The organism is Nocardioides plantarum (assembly GCF_006346395.1).
GTDB lineage: Bacteria > Actinomycetota > Actinomycetes > Propionibacteriales > Nocardioidaceae > Nocardioides > Nocardioides plantarum.
In genome coordinates this window covers 499,551-511,525 of the sequence record NZ_VDMS01000001.1, presented here as the reverse complement: position 1 = coordinate 511,525, position 11,975 = coordinate 499,551, and the positions used below count along the sequence as shown (strand labels likewise).

General features: G+C 72.3%; 12 protein-coding genes. 9 read left to right on the top strand and 3 right to left on the bottom strand.

All coding sequences use genetic code 11. From position 1 onward, the window contains the following. Window positions 1-23 precede the first annotated feature (23 nt). Entirely contained in the window at window positions 24-1,721 is a 1,698-nt protein-coding gene (locus tag FJQ56_RS02365) for an FAD-binding dehydrogenase (RefSeq protein WP_140007591.1), read from the bottom strand. Beyond that, the gene (locus FJQ56_RS02360) at window positions 1,718-2,290 is read right to left on the bottom strand and encodes a TetR/AcrR family transcriptional regulator (protein WP_140007590.1); all 573 of its coding nucleotides are present in this window, start codon (window positions 2,288-2,290) and stop codon (window positions 1,718-1,720) included. The genes FJQ56_RS02365 and FJQ56_RS02360 overlap by 4 nt, the downstream gene beginning before the upstream one ends. An 89-nt stretch (window positions 2,291-2,379) precedes the next feature. Here FJQ56_RS02360 and FJQ56_RS02355 point away from each other — a divergent pair, with 89 nt between their 5' ends. Both FJQ56_RS02355 and FJQ56_RS21975 read left to right on the top strand, forming a co-directional pair. Then, window positions 2,380-3,744, top strand: coding sequence for an HNH endonuclease (locus tag FJQ56_RS02355; RefSeq protein WP_140007589.1), 1,365 nt, complete (start codon window positions 2,380-2,382; stop codon window positions 3,742-3,744). A gap of 75 nt (window positions 3,745-3,819) precedes the next feature. Continuing rightward, a complete protein-coding gene (locus FJQ56_RS21975; RefSeq protein ID WP_170215233.1) occupies window positions 3,820-4,341 on the top strand; it encodes a hypothetical protein in 522 nt (173 codons plus the stop codon). Window positions 4,342-4,380: 39 nt separating this feature from the next. Here the strand turns inward: FJQ56_RS21975 and FJQ56_RS02345 are convergent, their stop codons facing one another. Beyond that, entirely contained in the window at window positions 4,381-5,088 is a 708-nt protein-coding gene (locus tag FJQ56_RS02345; protein ID WP_170215232.1) for a GntR family transcriptional regulator, read from the bottom strand. Window positions 5,089-5,206: 118 nt separating this feature from the next. Between FJQ56_RS02345 and FJQ56_RS02340 the strand changes: the two genes are divergently transcribed. Genes FJQ56_RS02340 through FJQ56_RS02310 form a run of 7 tightly spaced genes read left to right on the top strand, consistent with a single transcriptional unit; the run spans window position 5,207 to window position 11,962 of the window. Next, window positions 5,207-6,001, top strand: coding sequence for an FAD binding domain-containing protein (locus tag FJQ56_RS02340; protein WP_170215231.1), 795 nt, complete (start codon window positions 5,207-5,209; stop codon window positions 5,999-6,001). 19 nt (window positions 6,002-6,020) lie between these two features. Beyond that, window positions 6,021-6,581, top strand: coding sequence for a (2Fe-2S)-binding protein (locus tag FJQ56_RS02335; protein WP_140007585.1), 561 nt, complete (start codon window positions 6,021-6,023; stop codon window positions 6,579-6,581). After that, a complete protein-coding gene (locus tag FJQ56_RS22850) occupies window positions 6,581-7,960 on the top strand; it encodes a xanthine dehydrogenase family protein molybdopterin-binding subunit (RefSeq protein ID WP_140007584.1) in 1,380 nt (459 codons plus the stop codon). Before FJQ56_RS02335 ends, FJQ56_RS22850 begins: the two co-directional genes overlap by 1 nt. 2 nt (window positions 7,961-7,962) lie before the next feature. Beyond that, on the top strand, window positions 7,963-8,982 hold the full coding sequence (locus FJQ56_RS22845) for a xanthine dehydrogenase family protein molybdopterin-binding subunit (protein WP_140007583.1): 1,020 nt from the start codon (window positions 7,963-7,965) through the stop codon (window positions 8,980-8,982). Further along, the gene (locus tag FJQ56_RS02320; RefSeq protein WP_140007582.1) at window positions 8,982-9,848 is read left to right on the top strand and encodes an AAA family ATPase; all 867 of its coding nucleotides are present in this window, start codon (window positions 8,982-8,984) and stop codon (window positions 9,846-9,848) included. The genes FJQ56_RS22845 and FJQ56_RS02320 overlap by 1 nt, the downstream gene beginning before the upstream one ends. Further along, entirely contained in the window at window positions 9,835-11,046 is a 1,212-nt protein-coding gene (locus FJQ56_RS02315) for a vWA domain-containing protein (protein WP_140007581.1), read from the top strand. Before FJQ56_RS02320 ends, FJQ56_RS02315 begins: the two co-directional genes overlap by 14 nt. Next, window positions 11,039-11,962 carry an amidohydrolase family protein gene (locus FJQ56_RS02310; protein WP_140007580.1) on the top strand — a complete coding sequence of 308 codons (924 nt, stop codon included), beginning with the start codon at window positions 11,039-11,041 and terminating at the stop codon, window positions 11,960-11,962. Before FJQ56_RS02315 ends, FJQ56_RS02310 begins: the two co-directional genes overlap by 8 nt. Window positions 11,963-11,975 lie beyond the last annotated feature (13 nt).

The following is an 11,975-nucleotide window of genomic DNA, read 5'->3' as shown; positions in this document are numbered from 1 at the left end:
CATCCGCGTCGGGCGCCGTCTTGTCAGCCGTTCGCGACAGCCCGCCCGGCCGCACGCCCGGAGAAGATGCACCCGCCGAGGAACGTGCCCTCGAGCGCGTTGTGGCCGTGCACGCCACCGCCGCCGAACCCGGCGACCTCACCCGCGGCGTACAGGCCGGGGACCGGGGAGCCGTCGGCACCGAGCGCGCGCGAGGACAGGTCGGTCTGGATGCCGCCGAGGGTCTTGCGGGTCAGGATGTTGAGGCGGACGGCGATCAGCGGGCCGTGGTCGGGGTCGAGCACCTTGTGGGGCTTGGCGACCCGGACGATCTTGTCGGTGCGCGAGCGCCGGGCGTTGGCGACGAGCATCAGCTGGGCGTCCTTGGAGAAGCCGTTGTCGAGCTCGCGGTCGCGGGCCACGATCATCGCCTCGACGGTGGCCACGTCGAGGTCGGGGGCGCCGCCGCGCGACAGCTTGTTCATGCCGGCGACGAGGTCGTCGATCGTGTCGGCGACGACGAAGTCCTCGCCGTGCTCCTTGAACTTCTCGACCGGCGTCGGCGCTCCCTTCGAGAGCCGCTCGCGCAGCAGCACCCGCAGGTCCTTCTCGGTGATGTCGGGGTTCTGCTCGGAGCCGGAGAGCGCGAACTCCTTCTCGATGACCGTCTGGGTCGTCACGAACCACGAGTAGTCGTAGCCGGTCTTGAGGATCTCCCGCATCGTCTGCAGGTTGTCGCAGCCCGGGAAGTTGGGGGCTGCGAACCGCTTGCCGGTCGCGTCGAGCCACAGCGACGACGGGCCGGGGATGATCCGGATGGCGTGGTCGGGCCAGATCGGGTCCCAGTTGTGGATGCCCTCGGTGTAGTGCCACATCCGGTCGCGGTTGACCACGCGCGCACCGGCGGCCTCGCTGATCGCCAGCATCCGCCCGTCGACGTGGGCCGGTACGCCGGAGATGAGGTGCTCGGGGGCTGCCCCCATCCGCTCGGTCGGCCACGTCTGGCGCACCAGGTCGTGGTTGCCGCCGATGCCGCCGGAGGTGACGATGACGGCCGGCCCGCGCAGCTCGAAGGTGTCGACGACGACCCGTGACGACGCCGCGCCGCGGACCTCGTCGCTCGGCTCCAGCACGGACCCACGGACGCCGACGACGGTGCCGTCCTCGACGATCACCTCGTCGACCTGGTGTCGGAACGCGAACCGCACCAGGCCGCGCGCCTCGCCGGCCAGCACGGGCTCCTCGAAGACCCGCACCACCTCGGGGCCGGTGCCCCAGGTGAGGTGGAAGCGTGGCACCGAGTTGCCGTGGCCCTGGGGGTCGGCGCCGCCGCGCTCGGCCCAGCCGACCATCGGCACGGACCTCAGGCCGAGCTCGTGGAGGTAGTCACGCTTCTCGCCGGCCGCGAAGTCGACGTACGCGCGCGCCCACTGGCGGCCCCAGTCGTCGCCCCGCTCGTCGACGGAGTCGCCGAACTGCGCCGAGCCCCACCAGTCCTGCAGGGCGAGCTCCTTCGAGTCCTTGATGCCCATCCGGCGCTGCTCGGGGGAGTCGACCAGGAACAGCCCGCCGAGCGACCAGAACGCCTGGCCGCCGAGGTTGGCGCGGTTCTCCTGGTCGAGCACCAGGACCTTCTTGCCGGCGAGCACGAGCTCGTGGGTCGCGACGAGGCCGGCCAGGCCGGCCCCGACGACGATGGCGTCGGGCTCGAAGTCACGGGGGGAGCGGGGGGAGGTGGTCACGGGTTCTCCTCGAAGAGTGGGCGGAGCAGGTCGGCGAGGGCGCGCAGGGTCGCCTCGTCGCGGTCGGGGTCGGGCAGGACGTGTGCGACAGCGGCCTCACCGTCGAGGTAGTTGACGACGATCCGCAGCGCCGCCTGGTGGTGGGTGGTCCAGGGGCGGCCGGCGGGGGCGAGCGCGGCGACGGCCGAGCCGGTACGCCGGTGGTAGTCGCGCAGTGCCGGGGCGAGGTCGGCGCGCAGCTCGGCGTCGGTGCGCGCGGCGCGCACCAGCTCGTGCCAGACCTGGTTGGGCCGTGAGCGCACCAGCGCGCGCAGGTGGCGCAGCGCGTCGAGGAGGCCGAGGCCGTCGGGCACGTGGTCGGTCTGCCGCTCGGCGACCCGGGCGGCGGTCGCGACCAGCAGGGCCCGGCGGTGCGGGAAGTGCCGGAACAGCCCGCCCTGGCTGACCCCGGCCTCGGCGCAGACCGCGGCGACCGTCGTGTCGGCGTACCCGCGCACATGGACGACGACCTCGGTCGCGTCGAGCAGCCGGGTCACGGTCGCCGTACGACGCTCGAGCTGGGTGGGCACGCCCCCGACCCTAACTTGGCGAGTGCTTGCTCGCTAACTAGGCGTCCAGATGCCTTGTGGTCGATCAGATGTTCGAATAAAGTACTGCCATGCCCTCCCTTCTCGATCAGGTCCGCAGCCTGCGTGCTGTGCTGGTCGACGAACGGATCGACCCAGGCGCCCACGACCCAGCCGCCGACGCGGCCCGGGTGGAGCTGATCGCCGCCCTCGAGCGGCTGAAGTCGGCCGCGTGCGCCGCACAGGCCGACCTGACGGTCGGCCTCGACGCCTCGGTCCGCGAGCAGCAGTCCGCAGCGGACGTCCCGACCCGTCGGCGGGGTCGAGGCGTCGCAGCGGAGGTCGCGCTGGCCAGGCAGGAGTCGCCCCACCGCGGTCAGGTGCTGCTGGGCCTGGCCAAGGACCTGGCCACCGACCTGCCCGCGACCCGGACGGCGCTGCGCGAGGGTCGGCTCAACGAGTTCCGGGCGATGGTGGTCGCGCGTGAGACCGGGTGCCTCGACCGCGACGACCGGGTGGTGGTCGACGGCGAGGTGTGCGGTGACGCCGACTTCCTCCACGGTCTCGGCACCGGAGAGCTGGTCGCCGAGCTGCGCAGGCGGGCCTACGCCGCCGACCCGACCTCCGTCGTACGCCGCCACGAGCGCGCCGTGTCCGAGCGGACCGTCTCGGTCCGCCCCGCTCCCGAGGGCATGGCCTACCTGACGGGGCTGTTGCCGATGCCGCAGGCCGTCGCCTGCTGGGCCAACCTCTCCAGGTCCGCCGACACCGCGCGGGCCGGGGGAGAGGGTCGCGGACGTGGTCAGGTGATGGCCGACCTCATGGTCGAGCGACTGACCGGTCAGGCCGAGGCCGACGCTGTTCCCGTCGTCGTCGACCTCGTCATGTCCGACGGCTCCCTGCTCGGTGCCGACCCCGAGCCGGCGACGGTGCCGGGCTGGGGGCCGGTGCCCGCCCAGGTCGCGCGCGAGATGGTCGCCCGGGCCTCCGACGCGCTGCAGGCCTGGGTCCGTCGTCTGTACGCCGACCCCGCCGGCCACCTTGTCGCGATGACGACCCGACAGCGGCTCGCCACCGAGGGTCTGGCCACCTTCTTGTCGGTGCGCGACCAGGGCACCTGTCGCACCCCGTGGTGCGACGCCCCGATCCGCCATGCCGACCACGTCGTGGCGTGGGCCGACGGCGGGCCGACCGACGCCGATCAGCTGCAGGGCCTCTGCGAGGCCTGCGACTACGCCAAACAGGCCCCCGGCTGGCGCCAGCGGGTCGCCGACGACGACAGCGGCCGCCATGCCGTCGAGACCACCACCCCCGCCGGTCAGCGATATCGCTCTCGGGCCCCCGCCCCACCACGTCCGGCCGGTGTACCCCGTGACAACCGGCTTGCCCAGGTCGACCTGATGAGTCCGGTCGAGCGGCGCGTCACCGCGGTGCTCGACTCCTACCGCGCTGCGTGACGCCAGGGCGCCGGCGCGCCCGGAGATGTGAGTCGTCAGCGGGCCAGCAGGAGAGTCGCCGCCTAGGGTTCGCCCATGGGATGGAAGTTCTGGAAGCGAGAGCCGACCGACGCCGAGCGGAGCCTGGCGGCCCTCCAGGAGCAGGCGACCGTGCGGACGCCGACCACGCCGACCGACCAGCCCCTGACCCCCCGCGAGGCCGAGGGGATGGAGCACATGAACCAGGTCATCCGCGAGCTCGAGGAGCTGATGGGGCCGGCGACCCCGGAGGGGGAGGCCGGCCACTTCATGCTCGAGGTGACCGCGGTCCGGGCGGGCGCCGACGGGGCCGTGGTCCTGACCGGTGGCGTCCACGAGGGTGCGGTCGGGCCCGACGACCTGGTCGGGCTGGTGGTCCTGGCGCCCGGCATGGCCGAGATCGACCCGTCCCTGCCGGCCGCCGAGCTCGCTGAGCAGCAGACGCAGGCCTGGCTCGGCACGCGCGCCAGGACCGCCACCGTCGTGTCCTGGTGTGCCGACGGCCCGGACGGCCCCGAGCTCGCCCTCGCGGGCCTGGCCCCGAGCGACGTCGGTGTCGGGTCGATGGTGATGCGCTGAACCCCGTCAGCGGCGCCAGGAGCGGGCAGGCCGACCCCGTCAGTCGGAGCGGTCGGTCTCGACCGGGTGGGCGACGCCGTTGAGGTCGTGCGGCAGGTCGGCGTAGGCCCATTGGTGCACGCGTGCGTGCAGGCAGGCCACCTCGACGTCCCCGGCTCGCAGCACCTCGAGCAGCTCGGCGTGCTCGTCGGCGACGTGCCTCAGGTCGGGGCCGGCGACGACCAGCGCGATGGCGGTCCGGGCCTCGATCTGCAGCCCCTCCCAGGCGCGGTCGAGGAGGAAGTTGCCGCTGGCCTGGACGATGCGCCGGTGGAACCGGCTGCTGGCCAGGCCCATGGCGTGCGGGTCCCCGCCCTCGGCGCTGCGGTACATGTCGGCCACGTCGCCCTCCAGCGCCTCCCAGGGGAGCCTCCCGCCGATCATCGCCAGCCGGGTGGCCGTCTCCTCGAGGGCGGCCCGCACCACGTAGGCCTCGCGCAGCGTCTGCTCGACGAAGGGGAGCACGTGTCGGCCCCGTCGTGGACGGCTCTCGATCAGGCCCAGGCCCTCGAGCTCGCGCAGCGCCTCGCGGACCGGGGCCTGGCTGGTGCCGAAGTCGGCGGCGATCTTGGTCTCGACCAGCCGCTCCCCGCTCTCCAGCTCGCCGGAGACGATCGACTCGACGAGGCCGTCGCGGATCCGCTCGCTGAGCGTCGGCTTGGCGACCCGGCCGGTGGGGGTGCGCTCTGCGGGCCCGGAGGTCGTCATGCGCAAGGGCTCTTCTTCCCGTGGAGGAGGTGCGGCCGTCGCACGACTCCGGACGGCGGTGTTGACCAGCATAGGGCCACCGGATACGGTCATTATCGATATCGATAATGGAGGCCAGATGCTCACCGAGGTGCACGTTCCCGACGACCTGTCCGAGGCCGTCCGGCTCGTCGGGGGTGGGGCGGGAGTCCTCAGCGGCGGCACCAGCGTGATGCCGCGGCTCAACGACCACGCGTCGCCGCCCACCGAGCTGGTGAGCCTGCGCCGCGTCGGCCTGGCCGGCGTCCGCGTCGACGGGACGACCGTCCGGATCGGCGCGACGACCACGTTGGCGCAGGTCGAGCACGACGACCGGATCGCGTTCCTGTCGCCGGTGGTGCGCTCGATCGCCTCGGTGCCGGTGCGCAGCCTGGCGACCGTGGGGGGCAACCTCTTCGCCCGGCAGCCGTACGGCGACCTGACCGTGGCGCTGGTCGCCCTGGACGCCCGGGCGTCGGTGGCCGACGCGTCCGGCGTCCGCGAGGAGGCGGTGGACACGCTGGTCGGACAGCACCACGGTGTGGTCACCGAGGTCCTGCTCGAGGCTCCCGCCCCGGGCACCTTCCGCTACCTCAAGGCGACCCGGCGTCGCTTCAACTCGGCCTCGATCGTGACGGTCGCCGCGGTCGTCGAGCAGCACGACGGCGTCGTGTCCGCCGTCCGCGTCGCGCTCGGGGGAGTCGGCCCGCAGATCGTCCGTGCGGTCGCCGTCGAGACGGCCCTGGTCGGCCGGCCCCTCGACGAGGACGCCGTCGCGGCAGCCGCGCAGGCCGGTCTCGGCGAGCTCGCCCCGGCCGACGACGCCTACGCCTCGGCCTGGTACCGAGCCCGCGTGTTCCCCGTCCACCTGCGCCGAGCCCTGCTCGGGCGCTGACCGAGAAGAAGGTCCCGCGATGACGGTCAAGATCGTCAACCTCAAGCTCAACGGCGTCGACAGGGCGTTCATGGCCCGGCCCGACACCACCCTGCTCCTCGGTCTGCGCGACCAGCTCGGGATGACGGGCGCCAAGCGCGGCTGCGCCCAGGGCGCCTGCGGCTCCTGCACGGTGCTGCTCGACGGCAGCCCGGTGGTGTCCTGCCTGGTGCCCGCCGTCACGGTCGACGGCTGCGCCGTCGGCACCATCGAGGGCCTGTCCGACGGTCAGGCGCTCAGCGACGTGCAGCAGGCGTTCCTCGACGGGTTCGCGACGCAGTGCGGCTTCTGCACCCCCGGCATGATCATCTCCGCCGAGGCGCTCCTGGAGCGCAACCCCGACCCGACGACCGACGAGGTCCACGAGGCCATCAGCGGCAACGTGTGCCGGTGCACCGGCTACGAGCCCATCGTCACCGCGATCCTCGATGCCGCCGCCCGTCGTCGTGGTGCGATCGCCGCCACCACCCCCGAGACCGACGCGGGTCCGCCGCCGACCACGGCGTACGAGTCCTCCGAGGGCATGCGGGCGGACGTCTGATGGCCAAGATCAACCCGATCGACAGCGAGTTCTTCAAGGACGAGCGCTCGTCGAGCTTCACCGTCATCGGCACGCCCGCGCAGCGGTCCGACGCGCTGGGCCACGTCACCGGCAAGACCGAGTTCTTCGAGGATCGTGCGTTCCCCGACCTGGCTCACGTCAAGATCCACCGCTCGGTCCACCACCACGCCCTCATCGACAGCGTCGACTGCTCCGAGGCGCTCGCGGTCCCCGGCGTGCTGCGGGTCATCACCCACCGCGACGTCCCGGCCAACTGGTACCTCGTGCTGCGCCTGATCGGCGTCGAGCCGTACGACGAGCCGGTCCTGGCCGAGGACCGTGTCCTCTACGTGGGGGAGCCGATCGTCGCGGTGGTGGCCGACACCGAGGCGGCGGCCATCGAGGGGGCCAGTCGCGTCAAGGTGTCCTACACCGAGCTGCCTGCGGTCCTCGACGTCGAGGAGGCACTGTCACCGGACGCGCCGGTCATCAAGAAGGACGGCACCAACTACTTCGTCTACGAGGGACACCACGCCCGGCGCATCCGCTTCGGCGACGTGGAGCAGGGGTTCGCGCAGGCCGACCACGTCTTCGAGTGGCGCTACAGCTCGGCACCCATCGAGCACGCGCCCACCGAGACCACGGGATGCATCGTGGTCCCGCAGGCCGGCAACCGCCTGCTCATCCACTCCAACACCCAGGCCGCGTTCTTCACCCTCGACAACACCGCGCTGATCCTGGACCGCCCGTTCACCGACCTCCAGGTCAAGGGCGGCACCGTGGGCGGCGGCTTCGGCGGCAAGGTCGACGTGATGGTCGAGCCGCTGGCCTGCATCGCCGCGACGCTGACCAACCGTCCGGTCAAGTTCGTCTACAGCCGCGAGGAGGAGATGCAGGTCTCCTCTCCCCGGGCCGCGGAGCGCATCTACATCAAGGACGGCGTGATGGCCGACGGCCGGATCGTGGCCCGCAAGGTCATGCTCTACGTCGACTCCGGCGCCTACTCGCGGCACACGCCGTACGGCACCACGAAGGCGGCCGCCCACCTGCCCGGCCCCTACACGATCCCCAACGTCCACGCCGACTGTCACTGCGTCTACACCAACCGGACCCCGTCCAGCGCGATGCGCGGCTTCGGGGTGACCATCGCCGACTTCGCCATCGAGTCGCAGATGGACCGCATCGCCCGGGCCCTCGACCTCGACCCGCTCGAGTTCCGGCTGCGCAACGCCTACCGCGACGGGGACCTGAAGGCCCACCGCAAGGTCGCGTCGGGCACCGCCCTGATCGAGGTCATCCAGCGGGCGGCTGCCCTGGTGGGCCACGACCTCCCACCGGAGTACCTCGCCATGTCGTCGTCCACCCCGAGAGAGGCCTGAGCATGGCCCTGCTGCGTGGGCGCGGCTACGCGTCCGTCAACTACCCCACCGGGATGAACCTCGGCGGCGACCCCTCCCAGGCCCTGATCCACGCCACCACCATGGGCGGCTTCGTCGTCAGCCTCTCCTCGGTCGACCTGGGCCAGGGCCTCAAGACCATCGCGGCCCAGTGCGCGGCCGAGACCCTGGGCATGCCCATGGACAGCGTCATCGTCGACACCGCCGACACCGACACGGGCCCGCACTGCATGGGCACCTTCGCCAGCCGCGGCACCCACCGGGTCGGCAACGCCGTGATCATGGCGGCGCGCGAGGCCCGGGAGGTGATGCTGCAGGTCGCGGCCGAGGAGCTCGAGGTCGACGCGGACGACCTCGAGACCGACGGCTCGGGCTTCGTCAGGCTCAAGGGCAGTCCGGAGACCAAGATCCACATCCAGGACATCGCGCTGGCCGCGCACTTCAAGCAGGGCAAGACGATCTCCGGGCGCGGCATCTTCCTCAAGGAGCGCAGCTACCCGGTCCCCGAGACCGGTGAGATGGACCCCGACTCGGCCCAGGCGCACGCGTGCACGGTCGCCGAGGTCGAGGTCGACGACGAGACCGGCATCGTCACCGTCCTCAGCCTGCACAACGCCTACGAGATCGGCCGGGCCCTGAACCCCGCGATGGTGACCCAGCAGGTCGAGGGCGGGGCCTGGATGGGTGTCTCGCACGCCGTGTTCGAGTCGACCGAGCCCTACTACCCGAGCTCACGGGCCCACGGCCCCACCGACTTCTGCGAGTACCTGATGCCCGGACCGGCCGAGACCCCCGTCCAGACCAGCGTCATCCTCGAGCGACCGGCGGCCAACGGCCCGTTCGGCGCCAAGGGCATCGGTGAGATGACCGCCAACGCCCCGATCCCGGCCGTCGCCAACGCCATCTTCGACGCCTGCGGCGTGCGGATCACCGTGATGCCGTTCACCCCGGAGTCGATCCTGCGCGGTCTTGACGAGCTGCGCGCCGCGGAGCCGTCGACCTGATGCTCATCGACCACGCCACGCTGGACCGCGAGCTGTCCGAGCGCCGGTACTTCGCGGACGAGGGCCTGCTGACCGCCGTACGGCTGGCCGTCGCCCTGGGACGCCCGCTGCTGCTGGAGGGCGAGCCCGGAGTCGGCAAGACCGAGGTCTCGCACGTGCTCGCCGACGTACTCGGCCGCGAGCTCATCCGCCTGCAGTGCTACGAGGGGATCGACGTGTCCCAGGCGCTCTACGAGTGGGACTACCCCAAGCAGCTGCTGAGCCTGCGTGCCGCCGAGGTGGACGGTGCCGTGGTCCCCGACCTGTACGACGACGCGTTCGTCCTGGAGCGGCCTCTCCTCAAGGCCCTGCGCAGCCCGGCGGGAGCGGTCCTGCTGATCGACGAGATCGACCGCGCCGACAGCGAGTTCGAGGCGTTCCTGCTGGAGTTCCTCGACGGCTTCCAGATCACCATCCCCGAGACGGGCACGGTGACCGCGACCGTGCCGCCGGTCGTGGTCCTGACCTCCAACCGGACCCGCGAGCTGCACGACGCGCTCAAGCGTCGCTGCCTCTACCACTGGATCCCCTTCCCCCAGCCCGAGCGCGAGCGGGCCATCGTCGAGGCCCAGGCGCCCGGGCTGAGCGCACGCAGCGCCGCACAGCTGGTGCGCTCGGTCAACGTCATCCGCAGCCTGGGGCCGGTGAAGCGGCCGGGGATCGCGGAGTCGATCGCGTGGGCCCAGGGAGCCGTGGCGCTCTCGGAGGACGGCACCGCGTGGGGCGAGTCGCTGCGCGCGTCCCTCGGGCTCCTGGTCAAGAACGAGGAGGACGTCGAGCTGGTCGCGACCCACGACCGCGAGGTGTTCACCGATGCCGACGACTAGTCCCGCGGTGCGCCCGGCGACGGTCGACCCGCGCCTCGTCTCCCGCACCCAGGACCACCTGTTCGCCTTCCTGCGGGCCCTGCACGACGCGGGGCTCGCCGTACCGGCCACCAAGCAGCGCGACTTCCTCGCCGGCATCGAGACCATCGCGCCGTCCACCACCGGGCAGCTCTACTGGGTGGGGGTCGCCACGATCGTCACCTCCGAGTCCGGGCACCAGGTCTTCGACGAGGTGTTCCGCCGCTTCTTCGGCTCACCCGAGGACGCCGTCCTCGTCATCGACGAGCCTGCGGAGGACCCCGACGCGGACGCAGATGCGGAGGAGGAGCAGAGCTCGGCGCCGGGGGAGAGCCAGGCCGAGGACCTCCTCGTCGCGGAGACGAGCGGCTCGGGCCTGCGGGCCGGGCTGAGCAGCCCCGAGCTGCCCAAGCGCTTCGGGGGCACCTCGGCGTCGGCACGCGCGGTGATGCGCGAGATCGCCGCTGAGCTGCCCCGCGCGGTTCCCCGGGCGCGCTCGCGCCGCTACCGACCAGGACGTCGGCGCGACCGGGTGGACCTGCGCGCGGTCTACCTCGAGTCTCGGCGCACCCAGGGCGAGATCGTCCGGCTGCGGTGGCGGCACCGGCCGACGCAGACTCGTCGCGTCCTGGTGCTCATCGACGTCTCGGGCTCCATGAAGCAGCACAGCCCCGACTACCTCCGCTTCGCGCACACCGTGCTCGCAACATGCTCGGGCGTGGAGGTCTTCACCTTCGGCACCCGGCTGACCCGGGTGACCTCGGCCCTGCGCCACCGCGACGTAGACGAGGCGCTGGGCTCCTTGGCGCCGCTGGTCCTCGACGCTGACGGGGGGACGCTCATCGGCGAGAGCCTGACGGAGTTCCTGCGCGACGCGCACTTCGTGACCATGGCGCGGGGCGCGCTCGTGCTGGTCCTCTCCGACGGCCTCGAGCGCGGCGACTGCACGGCCATGGTCGGGGCCGTCGGGCGCCTCTCCCGGCTCGCGCACCGGCTCGTCTGGTGGTCCCCCCTGGCGTGCGACCCGGCCTACCGGCCGCTGACCCGGGGCATGGCCGCGGTGGTCGGCGACCTCGACGCCCTGGCGGGCGTCCGTGACCTCGAGACCGCGCTGACCCAGGTGCGCAGCTCGTTCTCCCGCGCTCCCGCGCACCACCCCACCAGGAGGAACCATGGCTGAGGAGCTGTACGACGGCGACATCGTCGACGCCCACCACCACGTATGGCGGCAGGCCGACATGCCGTGGCTCTCCGGTCCCATGGTGCCCCGCATCTTCGGACCCTACGAGCCGATCCGACGCGACTACCTGGTCGAGGAGTACGTCGAGGACGCCCGCGCCTCCGGCATCGGGACCTCGGTCTACGTGCAACCCAACTGGCCGCTGGACCGGGTCGTCGAGGAGGTGCGCTGGATCGCCGAGCTCCACGAGAGGACCGGCTGGCCGATGGCCATGGTCGGCTGTGCCGACCTGTTCTCCGAGGACGCCGGCGAGGTCATGCGGACCCAGCAGGCACTGAGCCCGCTCGTGGTCGGGACGCGACTCCAGCTGCACTGGCACGAGCGCCCGGAGTTCCGCTTCGCCGACGGCCCCGACCGCATGAAGGACCCGGTCTTCGACCGCAACCTCGCGAGCCTGCCCGATCTCGGCTGGCTCTTCGAGCTGCAGGTCTTCGCCGGCCAGATGTCCGACGCTGCCGCGCTGGTCCGGGCGCACCCCCAGGTCACCTTCGTCCTGGTCCACGCCGGCATGCTCGTCGACCGGGGCGACGCCGACGAGCTCAGCCGATGGCGCCTCGGCATGGACCTGCTCGCCGCCCTCCCCAACGTGGTGGTCAAGCTGACCGGACAGGGCACGTTCGTGCACCGCCTCGACCCCGACCTCCTGCGCTTCGTCGCCGACGAGGTCCTCGACCGCTTCGGGTCGGACCGGGCGATGTTCGGCACCAACTTCCCGGTCGAGAAGCTGTGGACCTCGATGCCCGAGCTGACCCGGGCGTGGAAGCGGGCGGTGGGTCACCGCATGCCCCGGGAGCAGGCCGACGTCTTCTCGCACACCGCCCGTCGCGTCTACGGGCTGGGAACCGCCGGTGCGTGACGTCCCCGTCCAC